Annotated in this window: 20 protein-coding genes and 1 tRNA gene; 20 read left to right on the top strand and 1 reads right to left on the bottom strand. The window is 62.0% G+C overall.

The window, feature by feature from the left end:
* Nucleotides 1–39: 39 nt before the first annotated feature.
* Nucleotides 40–888 (top strand): hypothetical protein, encoded by an 849-nt coding sequence (locus tag DXD24_RS01735; RefSeq protein ID WP_117645957.1) that lies wholly within the window; start codon nt 40–42, stop codon nt 886–888.
* 202 nt (nt 889–1,090) lie between these two features.
* On the opposite strand, the gene pyk is transcribed toward DXD24_RS01735, so the two are convergent.
* Nucleotides 1,091–2,551: a pyruvate kinase gene (pyk, locus tag DXD24_RS01730; protein WP_089572705.1), complete on the bottom strand. Its 1,461-nt coding sequence runs from the start codon at nt 2,549–2,551 to the stop codon at nt 1,091–1,093.
* Between the two features lie 442 nt (nt 2,552–2,993).
* Here pyk and DXD24_RS01725 point away from each other — a divergent pair, with 442 nt between their 5' ends.
* From DXD24_RS01725 to metG, 19 genes are all read left to right on the top strand, one after another.
* Nucleotides 2,994–5,675, top strand: a complete 2,682-nt coding sequence (locus DXD24_RS01725) for a cation-translocating P-type ATPase (RefSeq protein WP_117645955.1) — start codon at nt 2,994–2,996, stop codon at nt 5,673–5,675.
* Nucleotides 5,676–6,058: 383 nt separating this feature from the next.
* On the top strand, nt 6,059–7,243 hold the full coding sequence (gene rsgA, locus DXD24_RS01720) for a ribosome small subunit-dependent GTPase A (protein WP_233502294.1): 1,185 nt from the start codon (nt 6,059–6,061) through the stop codon (nt 7,241–7,243).
* Between the two features lie 252 nt (nt 7,244–7,495).
* Nucleotides 7,496–8,155: a Flp pilus assembly protein CpaB gene (gene cpaB / locus DXD24_RS01715; protein WP_233502293.1), complete on the top strand. Its 660-nt coding sequence runs from the start codon at nt 7,496–7,498 to the stop codon at nt 8,153–8,155.
* A complete protein-coding gene (locus DXD24_RS01710) occupies nt 8,155–9,804 on the top strand; it encodes a P-loop NTPase (RefSeq protein WP_117645951.1) in 1,650 nt (549 codons plus the stop codon). The genes cpaB and DXD24_RS01710 overlap by 1 nt, the downstream gene beginning before the upstream one ends.
* On the top strand, nt 9,801–11,129 hold the full coding sequence (locus tag DXD24_RS01705) for a CpaF family protein (protein ID WP_117645949.1): 1,329 nt from the start codon (nt 9,801–9,803) through the stop codon (nt 11,127–11,129). Before DXD24_RS01710 ends, DXD24_RS01705 begins: the two co-directional genes overlap by 4 nt.
* The gene (locus DXD24_RS01700) at nt 11,102–12,028 is read left to right on the top strand and encodes a type II secretion system F family protein (RefSeq protein WP_117645947.1); all 927 of its coding nucleotides are present in this window, start codon (nt 11,102–11,104) and stop codon (nt 12,026–12,028) included. Before DXD24_RS01705 ends, DXD24_RS01700 begins: the two co-directional genes overlap by 28 nt.
* Entirely contained in the window at nt 12,025–12,666 is a 642-nt protein-coding gene (locus DXD24_RS01695; RefSeq protein ID WP_117645945.1) for a type II secretion system F family protein, read from the top strand. The genes DXD24_RS01700 and DXD24_RS01695 overlap by 4 nt, the downstream gene beginning before the upstream one ends.
* Nucleotides 12,667–12,676: 10 nt before the next feature.
* Nucleotides 12,677–12,910, top strand: a complete 234-nt coding sequence (locus DXD24_RS01690) for a hypothetical protein (RefSeq protein WP_089572694.1) — start codon at nt 12,677–12,679, stop codon at nt 12,908–12,910.
* Nucleotides 12,874–13,437: a hypothetical protein gene (locus DXD24_RS01685; protein WP_147325415.1), complete on the top strand. Its 564-nt coding sequence runs from the start codon at nt 12,874–12,876 to the stop codon at nt 13,435–13,437. The genes DXD24_RS01690 and DXD24_RS01685 overlap by 37 nt, the downstream gene beginning before the upstream one ends.
* A gap of 1 nt (nt 13,438) precedes the next feature.
* Nucleotides 13,439–13,657, top strand: a complete 219-nt coding sequence (locus DXD24_RS01680; RefSeq protein WP_117563704.1) for a hypothetical protein — start codon at nt 13,439–13,441, stop codon at nt 13,655–13,657.
* Nucleotides 13,593–14,129, top strand: coding sequence for a TadE/TadG family type IV pilus assembly protein (locus DXD24_RS01675; protein WP_117645941.1), 537 nt, complete (start codon nt 13,593–13,595; stop codon nt 14,127–14,129). The genes DXD24_RS01680 and DXD24_RS01675 overlap by 65 nt, the downstream gene beginning before the upstream one ends.
* Before the next feature lie 64 nt (nt 14,130–14,193).
* Nucleotides 14,194–16,254 carry a hypothetical protein gene (locus DXD24_RS01670; RefSeq protein WP_117645939.1) on the top strand — a complete coding sequence of 687 codons (2,061 nt, stop codon included), beginning with the start codon at nt 14,194–14,196 and terminating at the stop codon, nt 16,252–16,254.
* Complete coding sequence (locus DXD24_RS01665; protein ID WP_055250534.1) at nt 16,254–16,730, top strand: TadE/TadG family type IV pilus assembly protein; 477 nt, start codon at nt 16,254–16,256, stop codon at nt 16,728–16,730. Before DXD24_RS01670 ends, DXD24_RS01665 begins: the two co-directional genes overlap by 1 nt.
* Complete coding sequence (locus tag DXD24_RS01660) at nt 16,727–17,086, top strand: DUF192 domain-containing protein (protein ID WP_055250533.1); 360 nt, start codon at nt 16,727–16,729, stop codon at nt 17,084–17,086. Before DXD24_RS01665 ends, DXD24_RS01660 begins: the two co-directional genes overlap by 4 nt.
* An 82-nt stretch (nt 17,087–17,168) precedes the next feature.
* Nucleotides 17,169–17,453, top strand: coding sequence for a ribbon-helix-helix domain-containing protein (locus DXD24_RS01655; RefSeq protein WP_117563700.1), 285 nt, complete (start codon nt 17,169–17,171; stop codon nt 17,451–17,453).
* A 123-nt stretch (nt 17,454–17,576) separates the two neighbouring features.
* Nucleotides 17,577–17,649, top strand: a tRNA-Phe gene (locus DXD24_RS01650).
* Between the two features lie 483 nt (nt 17,650–18,132).
* Nucleotides 18,133–19,194, top strand: a complete 1,062-nt coding sequence (locus DXD24_RS01645) for a glycoside hydrolase family 5 protein (RefSeq protein ID WP_117563699.1) — start codon at nt 18,133–18,135, stop codon at nt 19,192–19,194.
* A gap of 6 nt (nt 19,195–19,200) precedes the next feature.
* Complete coding sequence (gene rsmI / locus DXD24_RS01640; protein WP_117563698.1) at nt 19,201–20,079, top strand: 16S rRNA (cytidine(1402)-2'-O)-methyltransferase; 879 nt, start codon at nt 19,201–19,203, stop codon at nt 20,077–20,079.
* A gap of 69 nt (nt 20,080–20,148) precedes the next feature.
* A complete protein-coding gene (gene metG / locus DXD24_RS01635; RefSeq protein ID WP_117563697.1) occupies nt 20,149–21,750 on the top strand; it encodes a methionine--tRNA ligase in 1,602 nt (533 codons plus the stop codon).
* Nucleotides 21,751–21,784 lie beyond the last annotated feature (34 nt).

Raw genomic sequence — 21,784 nt, 5'->3', positions numbered from 1 at the left:
CCGTGATGGTATAGTTAACCAGGTTTTATGGGGGTGGCTATGCCAAGCTGGAACATTCATATCGCTCAAACGGAGCGCTTGCTGGCACGTGCTAGCGTGCTTGCCGATAGCGTGCGCGACCGCAATGCCTTTTTGTTTGGCTGCGTGATTCCGGATATCTTCGTGGGCTATATGGTCCCTGGCATCGCCGATCCCATTCCGTATCGCATTACGCACTTTGCAAAGCCCGAGCCTATCCCTAAGCCGCGCGAGCACGAGTTCTGGGATACCTATGTGGCGCCGCTGCTTAAAGGCGCACCCGCGGGCGAACCTGCTGAGGCTACCTCGATTGTCGAGGAGCGCGAGCGACTGAACCGCGTGCACTATCCTCAGCGCTACAGGGATGCCGAGCCGGTTGTCGGTCCCGGCGCCTGTGAGTTCTCGCTTGCGTCCGAAGATGTGGCGCAGTCGCTGCTCGATTTAACGCTGGGCGTCTGGTCGCATCTGGTGGCCGACACGGTATGGAACACGCGTGTGAACCAGTATCTGGAAGCACACGGCGGCAAGCCGTGCGAGGAATTCCGCATTAAAAAGCAGGGCGATTTTGACTGGTTTGGCAAGACGCTGGGCATCGTTTCCATTCCGCGTGCGACCGATCGCCTCTATACCGCTGCGACGCGTTTTGGGCAGTATCCCATCCATAAAGAATATGTGCTCAAGACTATCGGCGTCATGCACGAGATTGTACGCGAAAACCCCGGCGAGCCCGATCATCCGCCGTATCGCCTGCTAACCGAGGAGTTTTTCGATGCAACGTTTACCGAGGTCATCGAGCTGACCGAGGCGGGATTTGCGGCTCGCGTTGCTGCTTCTGACGTTCCCGCAGTCCCCCTGATCGCTAGCTGCTAGCCGGCCGGCTTAACGGTGAACAGTTCATTCCAATTGACCAACGGCTCCCGTCGCAGGGCGTCTTCGGTGGTGCGCTCGGCATCGGAGAGGCTTGCGACTGAACACAAATCGATGATGCGGCATACGAAGAAGGTCTAAAAAGGGCCCGGAAGGCAAAGCCTTCCGGGCCCTTTTGCAATGCAAGCGTGCTTGCAAGTGCGATTTAGCGCACCTGAGCGACGTAAGCGACGTTGGTCGAGGAGACCTTGTCCTCGAGCTGAACACTCATGCGGGGATCGCCGGCGGTAGCGACGGTCAGATCGCCGGCCTCGACGTAGCCGAGCTCCTTAGCGGTCTCGATCGCCTTGACGATCGTGCCGTTGACGGTGCCCTGGGTAATCTCGGCCTGGTGCGGGATAACGCCCCAGTACATGATCATCTGCTGGACGGCCCACTCGTGGCGGGAGAACGCGCAGATCGGCATGTTGGGACGGAAGTGCGAGATCAGGCGTGCGGTACGACCGGTGGTCGTCGGCACGGTGATGCACTTGGCGCCAACGGTGGTGGCCATGTTCACAGCGGACATACCCACAACGTTGTTGACGACGCGGGTGCCGTGAGCGTCGGCCGGAACCTCGAGCGGAGCGTGGGCCGGGAGGTACTTTTCGGTCTCGAGAGCGATGCTGGCCTGCATCTTGACGGCCTCGACCGGGTACTTACCGGCAGCGGACTCGCCAGAGAGCATAACGGCGTCGGTGCCGTCGTAGATGGCGTTAGCAACGTCGGCAACCTCGGCGCGCGTCGGGCGCGGGTTCTGCTGCATGGAGTCGAGCATCTGCGTAGCAGTGATGACGGGCTTGTAGGCCGCGTTGCACTTGGCGATGATCTCCTTCTGGATGTGGGGAACGAGCTCGGGCTTGATCTCGATGCCCAGGTCGCCACGGGCGACCATGATGCCGTCGGAAGCCTCGAGGATCTCGTCGAAGTTCTCGACGCCCAGGGCGCACTCGATCTTCGGGAAGATCGTCACGTGCTCGCCGCCGTTCTCGCGGCAAAGCTTGCGGATGCCACGGACGGACTCGCCGTCACGGATGAAGGAAGCGGCGATGTAGTCGATGTTCTCGGTCAGGCCAAAGAGGATGTCCTGACGATCGCGCTCGGTGATGGCGGGCAGCGAGATGTTGACGTTGGGCATGTTGACGCCCTTGCGCTCGCCGATCAGGCCGTCATTCTTGACGACGCAGGTCATGTCCTGGCCGTCGACGGACTCGACCTCGAGGGCAACCAGGCCGTCATCGATCAGGATGAGGGAGCCCTTCTCGACCTCGGAGGGCAGAGCCAGGTAGTCGAGGGAGATGTGCTCAGCGGTGCCGTGGAAATCCTCGGACGTAGGCTGAGCGGTGACGACGATCTTATCGCCGGTCTTGACGGCAACCTTCTTGCCGTCGACCAGAAGGCCGGTGCGGACCTCGGGGCCCTTGGTGTCGAGCAGGATGCCGACAGGCAGACCGAGCTCCTTGGAAATACGGCGGACGCGCTCGATGCGACCGTGGTGCTCGTCGTAGGAGCCGTGCGAGAAGTTAAAACGGGCGACGTTCATGCCCGCCTTGATCATCTCGCGGATGGTCTCGTCGCTATCGCAGGCGGGACCCATGGTGCATACAATCTTAGTGCGCTTGTACATTCAGACCTCCATCTGACATCGTCTTGCGCTGATAGATAAACCATAAGAAATAAAACCGAGATGATTATAACGAAATGCCGACCGAATACCCCAAAAAATCGACCGTATGCCGAAATGGAAGTTCATTTTTTGCGGGAAAAACGGTATATGAAAAATCTTTACCAACCACTCCAACCGCTGCTATCTGGGCGATATGTCAGTTTGGCGATGTGCCGAAGAAAAAACGTTTTACCAATGTTGAGCATCACACGGTCTGCACCGTTGCGTGCGGACCATATTTCCAAACCGATTGTTTTGGCTAGACGCGTCGCTTTGGGGTACCATAGCTCCACTATCAACTGCCGCTCAGCACGGCAGCCTTGATGAGCCCTTGCCCTTCTCCTGGGAATTATGATCGGGCATCAATCTGCTGAGTGGCCCGAATCCCAGGAGGGGACTCTATATGCAAAAGGAATACCTGTTCGCCGCGGCGGAGGTGCTCAGCGACCAAGGTGTCGATGAGAACCTCGGCCTGAGCAACGACGAGGCGTCGTCGCGCCTCGCCAAGACAGGCCCTAACAAGCTCGAGGAAGCTGAGAAGACGCCGCTGTGGAAGCGTTTCTTTGAACAGATGGCTGACCCTATGGTCATCATGCTGATCGTTGCCGCCGTCATCAGTGCGCTCACGGGCATGGTCAAGGGCGAGCCCGACTTTGCCGATGTTGCCATCATCATGTTCGTCGTTATCGTCAACTCGGTGCTGGGCGTGGTCCAGGAAGCCAAGAGCGAGGAGGCCCTCGAGGCCCTGCAGGAGATGAGTGCGGCGCAGTCCAAGGTGCTACGCGACGGCAAGCTCGTGCACCTGCCGAGCGCCGAGCTCGTGCCCGGCGACGTGATCATGCTCGAGGCGGGCGACTCCGTTCCGGCCGACTGCCGCGTGCTCGAGAGCGCCACGATGAAGATCGAAGAGGCCGCGCTCACCGGCGAGTCCGTGCCCGTCGAGAAGCATGCCAACGTGATCGAGCTCGCCGCCGGCACCGACGACGTGCCGCTCGGCGACCGTAAGAACATGTGCTATATGGGCTCCACCGTCGTGTACGGCCGTGGTCGCGCCGTCGTGGTCGGCACCGGCATGAACACCGAGATGGGCAAGATCGCCGGCGCCCTGGCCGAGGCCAAGGAAGAGCTCACGCCGCTGCAGGTGAAGCTCGCCGAGCTCAGCCGCATCCTCACCATCATGGTGATCGTCATCTGCGTCGTCATCTTTGGCGTTGACATCCTCCGCCACGGCGTGGGCAACGTCCTTACCGATCCGACTGCCCTGCTCGACACCTTTATGGTTGCCGTCTCGCTCGCCGTCGCCGCCATCCCCGAGGGCCTTGTTGCCGTCGTGACCATCGTCCTTTCGCTTGGCGTGACCAAGATGGCCAAGCGCCAGGCGATTATCCGCAAGCTCTCTGCTGTCGAGACCCTTGGCTGCACACAGACCATCTGCTCCGACAAGACCGGCACCCTTACCCAGAATAAGATGACCGTCGTCAAGCACGAGCTCGCTGCGCCCAAGGAGAAGTTCCTGGCAGGTATGGCGCTGTGCTCCGATGCTCAGTGGGACGAGGAGCTGGGCGAGGCCGTGGGCGAGCCGACTGAGTGCGCGCTCGTCAACGATGCCGGCAAAGCTGGTCTCACTGGCCTGACTGCCGAGCATCCGCGCGTGGGCGAGGCCCCGTTTGACTCGGGCCGTAAGATGATGTCCGTGGTCGTCGAGACCCTGGACGGCGAGTATGAGCAGTACACCAAGGGCGCGCCCGACGTGGTGATCGGCCTGTGCACCCACATCTACGAGGGCGATAAGGTCGTCCCGCTGACCGAGGAGCGTCGTTCCGAGCTCGTGGCCGCCAACAAGGCCATGGCCGACGAGGCCCTGCGCGTGCTGGCGCTGGCAAGCCGCACTTACACCGAGGTCCCGAGCGACTGCAGTCCCGCTGCGCTCGAGCATGACCTGGTCTTCTGCGGCCTGTCCGGCATGATCGACCCTGTCCGCCCCGAGGTCGCCGACGCCATCCGCGAGGCCCACGATGCCGGTATTCGCACTGTCATGATTACGGGCGACCACATTGACACCGCCGTGGCCATCGCCAAGCAGCTGGGCATCGTCGCCGATCGCAGCCAGGCCATTACCGGTGCCGACCTCGACCGCATGAGCGACGAGGAGCTCGACGCGCACATCGAGGACTACGGCGTGTACGCCCGCGTCCAGCCCGAGCATAAGACCCGCATCGTCGAGGCTTGGAAGTCGCGCGACCAGATTGTGGCCATGACGGGCGACGGCGTCAACGACGCCCCGTCCATTAAGCGCGCCGACATCGGCGTTGGCATGGGCATCACCGGCACTGATGTCACCAAGAACGTCGCCGACATGGTGCTCGCCGACGACAACTTCGCCACCATCATCGGCGCCTGCGAAGAGGGCCGTCGCATCTACGACAACATCCGCAAGGTCATCCAGTTCCTGCTCTCGGCCAACCTTGCCGAGGTGTTCTCGGTGTTTATCGCCACGCTCATCGGCTTTACCATCTTCCAGCCGGTGCAGCTGCTGTGGGTGAACCTGGTTACCGACTGCTTCCCCGCGCTTGCGCTGGGCATGGAGGATGCCGAGGGCGACATCATGAAGCGCAAGCCGCGCAACGCCAAGGACGGTGTCTTTGCCGGACATATGGGTCTGGACTGCGTGGTCCAGGGCCTAATCATCACCGCGCTGGTGCTGGCGAGCTTCTTTGTGGGCGTGTACTTTGACATGGGCTACATCCACATCGCCGATATGATCGCCGGCAATGCCGACGAGGAAGGCGTGATGATGGCGTTCATCACGCTCAACATGGTCGAGATCTTCCACTGCTTTAACATGCGCAGCCGTCGCACGTCGCTGTTTAAGATGAAGAAGCAGAACAAGTGGCTGTGGGCTTCCGCCGCGCTGGCACTGGTGCTGACGGTGATCGTGACCGTGCAGCCGACGCTTGCCGAGATGTTCTTTGGCCCCGTGACGCTTGAGCTCAAGGGCGTTGTCGCTGCCCTGGGCCTGGCCTTCCTGATCATCCCGCTGATGGAGATCTACAAGGCGATCATGCGCGCGGTCGAGAAGGAGTAAGTTAACCTGTCCGGGCCCGCCCCTGCGTGTTTTCTTCTTCGCTGGTCCTCGCGCTTCGCGCTGCGGGATCGCTCAGAAGAAAACACTCCCAGGGTGGGCCCTACGGTATCCTTACTGGCTTTTCTCCCGCGCGGATGAAAAAGGGCTGAGGGAAAGAAGGTGAGCGGCCGAGCAATTGCTCGGCCGCTCGTTTTGAATAAAGGATGTGCCCTTTGGAAACCCCTCTCGGCGGGCGGGCCCTGCGGTGACGTTGCTGACTTTTCTCCCGTGTGGATGATAAAGGCTGAGGGAAAGTGTGTGAGTCGGTCGAGCATTTGCTCGACCGACTCTTTTTTGTGGGAAAATACCTGCTCAGTTGTGATTTTTGGTGCTGGGAGGCGTTTGTGGCTAAGGCTAAGGCTAAGGCGAAGAAAAAGACGACGGGGGCGCGGGCTAAGCGTGATCGTCGTCGGAAGCTCGCGACCGAACCCCCTGCATCTGCTGAGGAGTTGCTGGCGAGTGTACCGGGGCTTGACGCGCTGCAGGATGTTCCGGCGTTTGATGACCTGCCGGTCGATGAAGCTCAGCAGGCTGCCTTTGATGATTTCTGCGCACATGCCGAGGAGCCCGAGCAGATGCAGCTTGGCGCCGTGGTGCGCCTGGACCGCGGGTTTCCGCTGGTGGCGACTGCCGATGACACGTTTCGTGCCGAGCATGCCGTGGGGTTTGCCAAGTCGCGCGGCGAGGATGAGGTCCTGCTGCCTGCCGTGGGCGACCGTGTGGCGGTGCGCCGCGCTCCCGGGCACGATATGGGCGTGATTGAGTGCGTGCTGCCGCGCCGTACGAGTTTTGAGCGCTGGCGCGGACGCGCTCGCGGTGAGCGTCAGGTGCTCTGCTCCAACGTGGATAGCGTGCTGATCGTGCAGGCGCTCGGTGCCGGCGAGGTGCTGCTCGACCGCGTGGCGCGCTCGCTGGTGTTGGCGCTCGACTGCGATGCCGAACCGGTGGTGGTACTCACCAAAGCTGACCGCTGCGATGCCGGGGAGCTCGAGCGCGATCTAGACCGCGTGCGCCGCCTGGTGGGTCCGGACGTGCGCGTGATCGTGACGTCCTCTGCCGAGGGCCGCGGCCTGGACGAGGTCCGTGCCTGCGTGCCTGCCGGGAGCTGCGCCATGATTCTGGGCGAGTCGGGTGCCGGCAAGTCGACGCTGCTCAATGCGCTGCTGGGCCACGATACGTTGGCGACCGGCGGTGTGCGCGAACGCGACGACCAGGGCCGTCACACTACCGTCGCGCGCGTGATGGTAGCGCTGCCGGGCGACGCCGGCGTGATCGCCGATGCCCCGGGCCTGCGCAGCTTACCGCTCGTGGGTCACGAGCGGGGTCTGGCGCGCGCCTTCCCCGAGATTGTCGAGGCATCGCGCGCGTGCCGGTTTGGCGATTGCACGCATACCCATGAGCCGGGTTGCGCCGTTCGCGAGGCCGAGGACGCCGGGCAGATCGACAGTCTGCGTTTGGAAACGTTCCAAAACCTGGCGTCATCCATGCGCGTGAGTGCTCAAATGCTCGATCCCGATGTCCATCTGTAATTGATTTTTCCTATGACTGCCGTCTCCCAACTGTTCGGGAGACGGCTTTTTTGCTGCGGAAAAGCCTCGAAACATGCAGTTTGCTGACGTGCTGACCAAAACCTTGCCACGAGCTTGACGGGCTGGTCAGCTTTTGGTCAGCGATTGGTTTGACATCGAAAACCAAGATTGCGATTGCGCCGCTTTGCACTCTGACCGCCCAGACAATGGTGGTACGGGCATTCGCCCGGCACTGCCATGAGAGGAGCGGCCGTGAACAAGAGCAAGCGCATCGCCATCAGTCTGGTCGCGGGCGTGCTCGCTGCTCTGCTCTGCATGGTTTACGGCTCATCGATCCGCTCACAAGCCGAACAGGTCCAGGCTGAGATCTTGGCCAAGTACGGTGGCGATCGCGTCGAGGTATGCGTCGCGGCGCGCGATATCGATGTGGGCGAGACCCTCGATGAGACCAATGTCATAACCCAGGAGTGGCTGACGAGTCTGCTGCCGCGTGACGCGGCGACCGAGCTGCGCCAGGTGCGCGGCGACGTGACGACTTCGCGTATTCCCAAAAACGCCGTGATCTGCAATGTCTACACCAAGGTCGAGAGCCGCAAGCTCGAGGTGCCTAAGGGCAAGGTCGCCGTTTCGGTGGCGGTCGATGCCGAGCACTCGGTCGGCGGTGCCACGGGCGTGGGCAGCTACGTGGACGTGTACGTGCAAAAGGACGGCGTGACCGATCGGCTGTGCGGCGCGCACGTGATCGATACCAGTGAGGATTCCGGTGCCACGCGCGAGGGTAAGATCGAATGGGTGACGCTGGCGGCTGACCCCGAAGACGTCAAGGAACTGCTGGGAGCCTCGGGCAAGGGAACGGTCAGCTTGACGATTCCCGCCACGGCGCGCGGCAAAAAGAGCGGAGGCGACGAGTGATGAAGGCGATCTGGCTTGCGTGCTGCGCGTGCGGCGATTACGGGCTGTTGCAGCGGGAAGTCGAGGGCCGTGATGCGGGTGCACAGGTGCTTCGCGTGGGTGACCTGGACGGGCTGGTTTCCATGGCGCGGGCGTTTCCGTCGCGCCGCGGGGCTGCCATCATCGCGGCGTCTCTGTTTGATACCGAAGATGTGCGCAAGACTGTTGCGCGCCTGACGGCCGAAGGCCGCGTGAGTCGCGTGGTCGTGTTGATAGAAGCGCTCGATCCGTCGGATATCGAGGGGCTGTTTCGCGCGGGGGCGACCGAGGTCATCGCTGCACACAGTATATGCGGCAACGGGCGCGCGGGCGAGGGAGCGGTTGATTCCGATCGGCGCATGACGATTGAGCCCGATGCTTTTGTTGATAGGGAACCCGGGGCGCCTCGCGCTACAAGAGGCCCGCGTGTTGATGATTATGGAAAAGCGGAAGCCGAGCATGGTCGGCGCCCCCGGAACCCCCTTGTATACGATGACGCTGGAGGGCCGGCGCAGCATGCTGGCGACTCCCCGGCAGTAGATATGGGATACGTGCACGGCGTGAATCTGGCGGATGAACTCGACGAAGTTGAGGGCCTTGCCGGGTGCGGCGAGTTGTCGCTGATGCAGCATGAGCAGATTGCGCAGAACGAGCCTGCCTCGCAGACCGAACAAGCAGCCATGCCGGCTTGGACGCAGCACGTGGTTGCGGCGGGGGAGACGGGGGCGCTGCCACCGACGCCCGCCCCGCCGCCTCCGATGCCGCCGGCAGACGCTACCGCTCCGCCGCATCGAGCTCCAGTCATCTGCGCTATTTCGGGTTCGGGCGGTTGCGGCAAGTCGACGATCGTTGCCACCATGGCACACACATCGTCGCTGTTGGGCTTGCGTGCCGCCGTGCTCGACCTGGACCTGATGTTTGGAAACCTTTACGACTTGTTAGGCGTCGATGCTCCGCGCGATATGGCGGCACTTATCGAGCCGTCGGCGGCGGGCATGCTCACCGAGCCGGATATCGTAGCCGCTTCGATGCGCGTGGCGCCGGGCGTTACGCTCTGGGGTCCCGTCGCGGCGCCCGAGCAAGCCGAGCTCATGGCACGTCCGGTGGAGCTACTGCTTGATGTTCTGCGTCGCGAATCCGACGTGGTCTTTATCGATACCTCGGTCTTTTGGGGCGACGCCGTGGCGGCTGCGGTGGCGGCGAGCGACCGTTGCCTGGTCGTTGGCGATGCGGCGGTGTCGTCCGCGGCATCGGCATCGCGCGTCATTGAACTGGCAGGTCGAGTAGGTGTGCCGCGCACGCGCATGAGCGCCGTGTTCAACCGGTTCGGTGCGCGCGGGGCAGACGAGGACGTCGCCATGCGCTTTGAGATTGCCTGTGCGTTAAGCTCCAAGATTCGTATCGCCGATGGCGGGCAGGATCTCGCCGCGCTCATGGCGTTTGGGCGCGCTGACGAGGCAGTGGGGCAGACCAGCGCTTTTGCGACTAGCGTGCGCGAGGCCACGCGCGAGATGCTCGTGGAACTGGGGTGCGCCGTCGGCCCTTGGAGCGATATGGTCGCCGACCGTGCAACGCGCACCGAACGCCCGCGTATCCGCCTTCCCTGGTCGCGCGAGGGTGATCAGCGATGAGCCTGCAAACGAGGATTAAGGCTGCCGGCGCTGCGGCGGCGGCAGCGCCTGTAGATGCGGGGCGTCGCCGCGCCGTGAAACGACGCACCAAGCGCGCCGTGATGGACCGCATGGGTTACGACGAAGTGGCGCGTATCAGCGCCTATATCGACTCGGCACTTGCCCGCTCGGAATTGCGTCCTGCGGTGGAGGCGGCGCTCAATGTTGAGGAGCCGACCGATCTCGCGACGCCCGAGCGCGAGACCATCATCGACGAGATTTTGGATGACGTGGTGGGCCTGGGGCCGTTGCAGCCGCTCATCGAGGACGACACCGTTACCGAGATCATGATCAACGGCTGCCGCTCGGCTTTCTTTGAACGCGGCGGCGTCTTGTACCCCATCGAGCATGCGTTTGAGGATGATGAGCAGATCCGTGTGCTTATCGACCGCATCATCTCGCCACTTGGCCGCCGTATCGACGAGCGCAGCCCCATCGTCAACGCCCGCCTCAAAACGGGTTATCGCGTCAACGCGGTGATTCCGCCTGTGGCGATTGACGGACCGATTCTCACCATCCGAAAGTTCTCGGACCGTATCTGCTCGCTGGACGAGCTCGTGGGGTTGGGGTCGCTGCCGCTTTGGTATGCGCAGCTGCTGTCGTGCGCGGTGTCGCTGCGACAGGACCTGGCGGTTGCGGGAGGCACGGGATCTGGTAAGACCACCCTGCTCAACGCGTTGTCATGTGAGATTTCCACCGGCGAGCGCATCGTGACGATCGAGGACTCTGCCGAGCTCAAGTTTGCGCATCATCCGCACGTGGTGCGCCTAGAGGCGCGCGAGGCTTCAATTGAGGGTGAGGGCGCGGTGACGATCCGCGACCTGGTGACTAATGCCCTGCGCATGCGCCCCGACCGCATCGTGGTGGGCGAGGTGCGCGGTGCCGAGTGCTGCGACATGTTGCAGGCCATGAACACGGGCCACGACGGGTCGCTCACCACGCTTCATGCGGGTTCAGAACAGGAGACCGTGGTGCGTCTGACGTTGCTTGCACGTTATGGCATCGATCTGCCGAGCGAGCTCATCGAGGAGCAGATTGCCATGGCACTCGACGGTATCGTGATGTCCGAGCGCCACGCCGATGGCAGGCGCTTCGTCTCCTCGTATTCGGGGGTGCGACGTGCCGCATCGGGCGGCGTAGAGCTCGAGCGCTATGTGACGTTCGATGCCGCCGAGCGCACCTGGACGCTTGACCGCGAGCCGCCGTTTATCGCAGAAGGCCTGCGGTCGGGGACGCTCACACAAGAGGAGGTGGACGAATGGAGATCACTGTGTCCCTCGTCGTAGGGGGCTTGGCAGGGCTTTCTGTCGCGACGGCGTGCGGGGCGGAACCTCGTGTGCCGCAGGTACCGCCGGCGGAGCTGGCACGTCAGGCGCTCGAGACGGTGGCAGAGAAGCTGCCGCGTGAGCTGGTGGAAAACGATCTGCTGAAAAAGATCGCCCGTTCGTGGGCATCGCTGGCTCCGGCGCATCGCCTTGGCCTCGTGATCGAAGATGCTTCGGGACGTTTGGCGTTTCTGCTGCTATCGAGCGGTGTCTGCTGCGTTTTACTAACGATGGTGTCGTTATCGCCCCTCGGATTTGCCTTGGGACTTGTTGCTCCGTTTGCCGTTGGTGCCGCTCGGGATGGCTTTGAGAGCCGGCGCGAGCAACACGATGCAGAAGAGGCAATGCCCGAGGCGTTTACCGCACTTTCCATGTCGCTTGCCTCGGGACATTCGCTGGCCCAGGGCATGCGCTTTGTGGGCGCTCATGCGCAAGAGCCAGTGCATACCGAGTTTTTGCGGGTGGCGGCGGCGATCGATTGCGGCATCTCGGCGACCGACGCGCTCGATGACTTGCTCGTGCGTATCGACGCCCCCGGTCTTTCGCTTGTGACCTTGGCGCTTAAGGTGTCTCAGCGCACCGGCGCTCCGCTTGCCGACTTACTGTCCGAGGCGTCGAGCATGGTGGGGGAGCGCATTGAGCTCAAGCGCCGCCTGGATGTTAAGACGTCGCAGGCTCGCATGTCTGCGCATATGGTCGCGGCGATGCCGGCGGGCATGTGCGCGGTGTTGGCGCTGCTTTCGGCAGATTTTCGTCGCGGTCTTGCGACGCCTGCCGGCGCGGGCGCTGTGGTGCTGGGTCTTGCCCTCAACGCCGTTGCCCTGGTGGTTATCCGGCGCATTATGCGGGTGGAGCTATGAGCGCCCCGGTTGCAATTGCGGCTTGCCTGTGCGCCCTGAGTGTATTTGTCGCGACGGGTTTGGATCGGGCGGATGCACGCAAGATCGCAGGGGCCTGCAAGCGCGAGGCGGTGCTGGTCGCTGCCGCGGGTCGCTCGGTGGTCGATGCTCTGACCGCGCGAGTGAAGGGCGCGGTTGGAGCGGGCGGCCCGGCGCGAGTGTCGCTCGGCGAAGTGTCCGAGATGATCGATGTTGTGCGCTTGGGTCTTTCGGCCGGTCTTTCGTTTGATGCGGCGCTTGAGATTTTCTGCGCCAACCGCCGGTCAGTGCTGGCTCTTCGCCTTGAGCGCGCCTGCATGGCGTGGCAGGTGGGCGTGGGCACGCGTGAGGACGAGTTGTTGGCCGCCGCGCGCGACCTGGACGTGCGAGCGCTCGAGACCTTTGCCATCACGGTGGGGCAGGCGCTCGCCCTGGGTTCCCCACTTGCCGAGACACTGGCCGCTCAAAGTCGCGAGATCCGTGCGGCTCATCGCGCCGCGGTCGAGCGCGAGATCGAGCGTGCGCCCGTCAAGCTGCTGATTCCCACCGGCACGCTCATCTTGCCGGCGTTGCTTCTGTCCATATTGGGCCCGCTGCTGGGAGCAGGCGGGATGACGTAGGGAGGAATACATGAACACGATGACTGACGCTGCTGGCAAGGTCCAGGGCTGGGCGTTTTGCCGGGCGGCACATGTTCGTCAGCGCGCCAAGGAACTATTGCAGGAGGAGAGTGCACAGGGTACCACCGAGTATGCCATCTTGGTCGGCGTGCTCGTGGTGATCGCGATTATCGCCATCGTCGCATTTAAGGGCAAGGTCCAAGATCTATGGAACGCTATCAGCGAGGGCATCAACAGCCTGTAGAGGGCGAGCGCCCCATCGGGGTGCTGCTGGTGTTTGCTTGCCTGACCGTGGCGATAGCGACGGTGCTTTGGGGGCTTAACGCCGCGCGGCAGCAGCGTCCTGGGACCGCCTCCGATTTGGGCTCAGATTCGGCGGCGGCGTCTCAAAAAGATGAGATGCGAGATGCGGACGATTCGGATGTCGCTGTCACGGCGCAAAACTTTCTGCGGACGCTCGACAAGCGGTCTGGCACTGCGACGGATTCGCCTGAGGGCAACGCGATTGCGGTCCGACTTGCATGGTCCGAGGACCGACCGATGACCGAAGCGGCGGCGGATATGCTGCGTGCCTATCGCGAGGTACCCACGGCGCAACTTGCTCTGAGCGGCTATCTCGACATCAAGGGAAACGTGTGGGGCGCCATCGTGCGCGACGGACGCGGCTGGGTCGATATGGTGACAATTGCCGCGGATGCTGGCGATGCTTCGTGTCGTCTGCGCGCCGTGCGCCTGAGCCCGCAGGCAACGGACTCAAAGGAGGGATCGTGAAATGCATGATGTCCTGCGTGAGGAATCTGCCCAGGCGACGGTCGAATACGCCATCGTCACGGTGGCGCTGTTATCGATCGTGCTGGCGATCGCGGGGCTTTGGCGTGCCGGCACCGATGGGCGCTTGGCGGCGCTGGTTGAGCGGGCGGCATCCCATGGCGTTGCCTCGACGTCGGTTATCGACGCCGCTGCGGCCGCTAAGGACATCGCGTTGTATTGATGCCGCGCGCGAGGACCGGGCGCAGTCTACGGTCGAGGCCGCTTTTTTGCTGCCGACGTTTCTGACACTCATCCTTCTCGCGCTGCAACCGGTGTGCCTGCTCTATACGCGCGCGGTCATGGAGTCTGCCGCCGCCGAGACCGCGCGGCTCATGACCACGACGACGGCGGAGGACGACGATCTTAAGGAGTTCGCCCGCCGCCGACTTGCCGCAGTGCCCAACGTTTCGATCTTTCATGCCGGCGGGCCGTTGTCGTGGGATATCGAGCTTGGCCGGGCCGGTGCGGGTGGCGTCTCGTCCGTGTCCGTTTCCGGCGAGGTCAAGCCGTTGCCTGTGATCGGTGCGCTTGCGCAGGCTATGGGTGGTACCGCCGAGGGCGGCTACGTTGAGCTCAAGGTCGATGTCTCGTATCAATCGCGTCCCGAATGGCTGGAGGGAGATTATGATTCGTGGATTGCTGCATGGGATTAAGCGTTTCTGGTCTAGACGCGTTTTGACGCACCGTCCGAGCTGCCATCGCAAGCGAGGCGGCTTTATGGGTCGAGCCGGTGTCGATCTGTTTATCGAAGACGGCGCCTATACCACGCTTTCTTCTGCCGTGGTCATCCTAGTGGTGCTCACGCTGCTGTTTTCGTCGACGGCGGCGATATGGAGCATGTCGCGCGCGGGGGACACCCAGGTGGCTGCCGATAGCGGCGCGCTGGCGGGTGCCAACGTAGTGTCGTCCTATCACACGGCTGCCACGGTGGTTGATGCGAGCATCTTGAGTCTGGGGCTGGCGGGGTTTGCCACGATCGGGACGGGCCTGGTCGCCATCCTCATCCCGGGTGCCGAGCCGGTTGCCGGCAATATGGTCGACACCGGGATTGAGATCATTAAAACGCGCAACAAGTTTGCCAAAAGCGCATCGGAAGGCTTACAGAAAATCGAGACGGCCCTGCCGTATCTGATCGCCGCGCGTGCCACGCAGGCGGTGTCGGTGCAGGATACCGATAGTGTGACCTATACCGGTACGGCGCTTGCCGTGCCCAGGACATCCGAGTCTGACTTCGCTGCGCTCAAAGGATCAGAGATCTCGACCGATACCATTAAAGACACATCAGATGATTTAGAGGGTGCGGCCGAGGAGCTGCGGAAGGCTTCTGAGGACACGGCGAAGGCTAAAGAGCGTGCTTGGCTGGCGGATTGTGGTGGGTCTGACAAGGGCTCGGTCGGCAGCTGTTCTTGCATGTGGGAGCGTGCGAAAAGCCTAACGGATCTCTCCGGTGTTCAAAATCCGCATTACTCATCGAGCGTTACGTGGGAGCCCCAGGTTGCCCTTGATCGCGCGAAGGACTACTACCATTGGCGTCTGACAAATGAGAAGCCCCACGGCTCGAGTGTCGAGATGAAGGCAGAGTCTGCGGCGCGTAAGGCGTTTTATACCTATGCGAGCGCGGAGGTCGATCGGGCACATATAACCGAGAACGGAGACAGGGTTTCCTCCTATATTCCGCTGCTGCCGCGCAACTCTGATGAGGTTCGGGCGACGGAGCTCTATACCGATGCGGTGTGGCCGACGAGCGTGAACGATGACAAGGCGTATCTGCATTACGGGACGACCTGCCCTAACTATAAGAAAGGGACGCCGAGCGGATTTGCTTCGGTTGCCGATTACGATGGACAGGATAAATGCAGCAAATGCCATTTTGGCGTTTCGTCGCTTGGTGCTGTTGCGGCGCCTTCAACCTCTATCGAAAACGGCTTCGAATATCACTTCGACGAGTTCAAAAAGGCCTTGGAGGAATACGTCAAATGTCGGAACAAAGAGCTTGAGCTCATGCGTCAGACCGAGGATGAGGCCGACCGTGCGAGCAATGCGTTTGACCAGGCCATCAAAGCGCTTTCGGGCGAGCGTCCGCGTATCGCCCCACCTGGCCGCAACGGCGTAGTCGCCTTTGCAGTTTCGGGTGATATTGCCAGCCCCGATCAACTTAACTCTTCGTTTAACACGGCGGTTGAGCTTGGCAGTCGCGGTGCCATCTCTGCCGCGGTGCTGGCGCCCGATGAGGCGACGGCGCAAAACAACGTGCTTTCGCGATTTTTCTCAACATTGAAGGAACGCTCGGGTGGCGTTGCCGGCGTACTCGACGGCGTCATGGATGTTTGGGGACGGCTGCTCGTAGGATACGGTGATATCCAAGGTTCGGCCGACGAACTTATGGACGAGATGATTAAAGGCCTAGGAGGGGGCAGCGGCGCGTTGGGCTCCATCGCATCATGGCTCGGCGATACCGTTTCGGCGTCCGTGGCGGCGTTGGGTCTGGAACCGTGCGACTTGCGCCTGCGAAAGCCAGTGCTGACCGATTCCGCCAACGTCATTAAGAGCCCGGGGTCTGACATTGCCGGTCTCTCTCAAGCGCAAGACAAGCTGCGAAGTATTCCGTTGGGCGTGACCGATCCCAAGGCGCTTTGCGAGGCGTTGGAATATCAAGTCGAACGCACCATCAGCGGTACGGTGCTCACACTTGCGGAGATTCCTCTGCCCGGCGGCGGCTCCATCCCGCTTACCGTCGATGTCGCCACGCTGGTTGGCGCTCTGGGCGGTGGGTCGTAATGAGTATCCGCATGCGTCTGCGCGAGGAGCGCGCCCAAGCGACGGTGGAGATGGCAGTGGTTACGCCCGTTTTGCTGGTGCTGGCACTCATCGTATACAACGTCATGATCTTTGCCAGCGCTGTCGCGCGCTTCGACCGCGTGGTGCCCGACATCGTGTTGGCGCACGCCGTGGCGTCGGAGGGGGAGGGCGACGAAAGCTCTGCCGATGCCTCGGCGACGGTTCAGACTCAAATTCTGAATGCCATGAAAGGCTATGACTTGCAGATCGAAGTGTCGAGCGAGCAAGGCGCGGAGGCATCGGATGGTGGCCTGCTCTCCCTATCCGGTACGTTTAGGACCTACACCTGCACCATGCACTATGAGCCGTGGCCGACTTCTCTCAGCATCGCTGGCGTTCCGCTGGGGGCGCCGACAACGTTGTCGCACGAGCGCGCGGTGACGGTCGATCCATGGCGCCCGGGGGTGGTCATGTGACCGCGGTCTCGTCCTACATCGCCTACGCGCGGGCACTCAATAGGCTGGGTTGGACGCCGGCCGAGTTTGCGGTGGCGGAGTCGTTTGTCATGCGCCTGCGCGGCATGCTGGGACGGCGTCCGGTTGCCGCCAACGGCCTGCCGCTCGTCATGGCGTTTCCACGCTGCTCTTCGGTCCACACGTGTTTTATGGCCTATCCCATCGACATCGCCTTCATCGATCGCGACGGCAATATCCTCGCGCGCTACGAAAACGTATGTCCCTGGCGTATGTGTTCCTACCCCGGCGCCTGGGCCGCACTAGAACGCTCTTCAATCATTGTTTCGACCCCTGCTCTCCAACGCGTGCCGACTTAAGAATTGGCGACAGCGGACTTTCGTCATACGAAATTGGGTAAGTTTGGCAGGAGATTGAACAGGCTCGGCAAAGGGGTCGATGATGGGCAAGACGTATACGGCCGCTAATGGTCAGGTTGTAACGGATGAAATGATTGACGCGTGGTGTGAGTCGTACGAGCGCGGAGAGTTTCCGGATGGCGAACACACCGTTGGTGGGATCGTGCTTGGACGGCCCCCGCTCTCAGGTGAGGGGACGGCAACGCTGTCGGTCAAGATTCCTCTGGGAATGAAGGAGGCCATTCGTCGACGGGCGGCTGCCGAGGGGATGACGCCAAGTGAGTTTGCCCGTGCGGCTCTGAGCGAAAAACTTCTTGCTGCCGGCTGATGCCTCTGACGTGCCGATTTAAAGAACCGAGGCTGTGCTCAAAAACTTTTTTAAAATTCTCGGTTGACCGGAACGCGTCCTTGGTTATACTAATCAAGCCTTGAAACAAGGCACACCTCAAATGGCTGGGTAGCTCAGTTGGTAGAGCAGAGGACTGAAAATCCTCGTGTCAGGGGTTCGATTCCCTTCCCCGCCACCTTGAATTGACTAGGACCTCTGCAAAGGGGTCCTTTTCTTTTATGTAGCCCTCGCACGGAATCGAACCCCGTGAGGGCGCGGAGCTGAGTAAACGCGTAAGCGTTTGCCAGCGCAGCTCGCAAGGCGCGTAAGCGCCGCAGCGGTCCGTCCGCGCAGCGCGCGGACGCGATTCCCTTCCCCGCCACCTTGAATTGACTAGGACCTCTGCAAAGGGGTCCTTTTCTTTTATGTAGGGTTCTGCGGAAACTGCGTCCCAGAATAAGGGCTCAGAACGGGACACACTTTCCGGTGCCTGCCTCCGGCGCACGTACACACCTCGTCGCACCATTCCGAGTCCGTCTGCTCCCAGACATTCCTCCCACTTTCGCGTCACTTTGCAGACCGTTCGGTCGCCTGTCCGCACACGCGGGTATACTCAAAACGATACTTATCCTACGCAATACGATGCGGGTTCGACCTGCATGATCCGAAGGGGGCAGTGATGGAGAGGATACTCGGCGTTAATCTCTCTGGCTGGTTTATTCCCGAGCCTTGGGTGACCCCGTCGCTGTACGCGGCGACCGGTGCATCCAACGCGGCCGAGCTACAGGAGGCCATGGGTAGCGCCGCCTATAACGAGCGCATGCGCCGCCATTACGAGACGTTTGTGAGCGAGGACGATTTTCGCCGCATGGCGCAGATTGGCCTCAATGCCGTGCGTCTGCCGGTGCCCTGGTATGCCTTTGGCTCACAGGGGTCCGATGCGTCCTACATCTCGGTTGTCGACTACATTGACCGTGCAATTGAGTGGGCTGCCAAGTACGACATCCGCGTGCTGCTCGATCTGGCAACCGTGCCCGGTGGCCAGGGCGATTCCAACGATTCGCCCACCACGCCGGAGGCTGTCGCCGAGTGGCATTCGTCCACCAACGGCCGTCATGTCGCACTCGACGTGCTCGAGCGCTTGGCCGATCGCTATGGCGAGGCCGAGAGCCTGCTGGGCATTGAGCTGCTGGACACGCCGCAGATGAGCGTTCGCAAGAGCCTCTTCACCATGACGGATGGCATTCCGGCCCACTACCTGCGCAATTTCTATCGCGATGCCTACGAGCTCGTTCGTTCGTATATGCCCGAGGATAAGATCGTCGTCTTCTCGTCGTCGGGGCATCCCAGCGAGTGGAAGCATTTTATGCGCGGCGCCAAGTACAAGAACGTCTACATGGACCTTCACCTGTACCATTACCGCGACGAGTATGCGCTCGACATCACGAGCCCTCGCGGGCTGACGACGGCGATTTCGCGTAACAAGCGCGAGCTTAAAGAAGCGATTTCGACTGGGTTCCCCGTGCTGGTGGGCGAATGGTCGGGCGCGGCGATCTTTGCCAACTCGTCGGTTACGCCCGAGGGCCGCAATGCCTACGAGCGCGTGTTTATCGCCAACCAGCTGGCTTCGTTTGCGCCGGCTGCCGGTTGGTTCTTCCAAACGTGGAAGACCGAAAAGCGCATTGCAGCATGGGACGCCCGCGCGGCGCTCGGTACGCTCGAGCGCGGCATGATTGAATAGGTTGATATGACGCAAAACAGCGCCCATACGGGCAAACTCTATGTGGTCGGCACGCCCATCGGCAACCTGGGTGACCTGTCCCCGCGCGTTGGCGAGGCCTTTGCCGCTGCCGATGTCATCTGCTGCGAAGACACGCGTGTGACGTCAAAGCTGCTGATGCACCTGGGCATTTCCAAGCCGCTTGTCCGTTGCGACGAGAATGTGATCGCTAGCCGCGCTGCCGGCCTGGTCGACCGTCTGCTGGCGGGGGAGACCCTCGCCTTTGCCTCGGACGCCGGCATGCCGAGCGTGTCCGATCCCGGCCAGGCGCTGATCGAGGCGGCGCGTGAGGCCGATGTGCCCGTCGAAGTTATTCCTGGGCCCTCTGCTTGCGTCACGGCGCTTGTTTCGTCCGGCATTCCCTGCGAGCATTTTTTCTTCGAGGGCTTTTTGGGCCGAAAGCACGGCGACCGTGTGCGCCGTTTGCAGCGCCTTGCCGTGGTGCCCGGCGCACTCATCTTCTACGAGTCTCCACATCGCATCGTGGCGACGCTCGAGGCCGTGGCGGAGGTCTTTCCCCAGCGTGAGGTTGCCGTCTGCCGCGAGCTCACCAAGCTGCACGAGGAGGTCTTGCGCGGGCCCGCTGACCAGCTTGCCGAGGAGCTGCGTGCTCGCGGCGAGGTAAAGGGCGAGATTGCGCTGGTCATCGCGCCACCGAGCGAGGATGAGGAGGCCGGTATCGCGCCGGTTGGCGCCGCGGTAGCGGATCCCGACGAGGCCCTGCGCGAGGATATCCGCGCCGCGCTCGAGGAGGGGGAGCCCGCGTCTGCGGTGGCCAAGCGCCTGTCTCAGAAGTATTCGCGCCGCAAGCGCGATGTCTATGCCATGGTGCTCGATATGCAATAGATGGAGGATATCCAGCCCTTGCGCTAGAATCATCCTCTGTATGCAACGTTTTTCTGGAGGACAAACCCCATGGATCAAAGCAAGCCTTCGTTCTTTATCACGACGCCCATCTACTACGTCAACGCCGATCCGCACCTGGGCACGGCTTATTCCACCATCATCGCCGACGTTCAGGCTCGCTATCGCCGTTCCGCCGGCTATAACGTCAAGTTCCTGACCGGCATGGACGAGCACGGCGAGAAGGTCGCCGAGGCCGCAGCCAAGCATGGCATGACGCCGCAGGAGTGGACCGATAGCCAGGCCCCGCACTTCAAGGAGCTTTGGAGCAAGCTCGAGATTTCCAACGACGACTTCATCCGCACCACCGAGCCGCGCCAGCATCATGCCGTGCAGTATCTGTGGGAGCGCATGAAGGAGTCCGGTTACCTGTATAAGGGCAGCTACGACGGTTGGTATTGCGTGCCTGACGAGACCTACTTCACTGATACGCAGGTCCAGAAGGGCGACGAGGAGTACGGCAGCGTCGGCCAGCATCTATGCCCCGACTGCCACCGTCCGCTTGAGCGCGTGCAGGAGGAGTCCTACTTCTTTAAGCTTTCCGCCTTCCAGGACAAGCTTCTCAAGCTCTATGACGAGCACCCCGACTTTGTCGAGCCTGCGTTCCGCATGAACGAGGTACGTAGCTTTGTCGAGGGCGGCCTTAACGACCTTTCCGTGAGCCGCACGAGCTTTGACTGGGGCATTCAGGTCCCGTTTGACGAGGGTCACGTGACCTACGTGTGGTTCGATGCGCTGCTCAACTATATGACGGCCGTCGGCTACGGTGTCGACACCGACGAGGCGCGTGCCGAGCTGGCCTATCGCTGGCCCGCGCAGTTCCACATCGTGGGTAAGGACATCATCCGCTTCCACTGCGTCATTTGGCCCGCCATGCTCATGGCCATCGGCGAGGCCCTGCCCGAGCACGTCTTTGCCCACGGCTTCCTGACCGTGCGCAATGCCGAGACCGGCAAGGCCGAGAAGATGTCCAAGAGCCGCGGTAACGCCATCGCTCCGCAGGACGTTATCGACATGCTGGGCGTTGAGGGCTATCGCTATTACTTTATGACCGACGTGGTCCCCGGCACCGACGGCGCCATCAGCTTCGATCGCATGGAGCAGGTCTACAACGCCGATCTGGCCAACAGCTGGGGCAACCTCATTTCGCGCTCGCTCAACATGAGCGCAAAGTACTTTGACGGCTGCGCCCCGGCTAAACCGGCGTCTGCCGACGCGTTCGATAACCCGCTGGCAAAGATTGCCGACGGTTTGGTCGAGCGCTACATGGCCAAGATGGACATGCTCGATTACGGCGGAGCCAAGGATGAGGTCATGGAGCTCATCCATGCCGCCAACCACTACATCGAGGACTCCGAGCCCTGGGCGCTTGCCAAGGACGAGGCCAAGGCTGACGAGCTGGCATTTGTGATTTACAACCTGCTCGAGGCCATCCGCATCGCCGCCCACCTGCTGATGCCGCTCATGCCTCAGACTTCTGTCGAGGCTCTGCGCCGCCTGTCCTGTGAGGGCGAGGCCGCGAGCGACGACCTCAAGGGCATTTGCGCTTGGGGCCTGCTTGCTGGTGGTCAGCCCGTCGAGAAGGGCGATCCGCTGTTCCCGCGTCTGGCGTAGAGACCGCGCGAGCGCCATATCGGCAATTTGCTGT

The organism is Collinsella sp. TF12-2AT, from assembly GCF_003436735.1.
GTDB lineage: Bacteria > Actinomycetota > Coriobacteriia > Coriobacteriales > Coriobacteriaceae > Collinsella.
The sequence above is the reverse complement of the archived record's forward strand: the minus strand, read 5'-3'. Positions and strand labels throughout refer to the sequence as shown.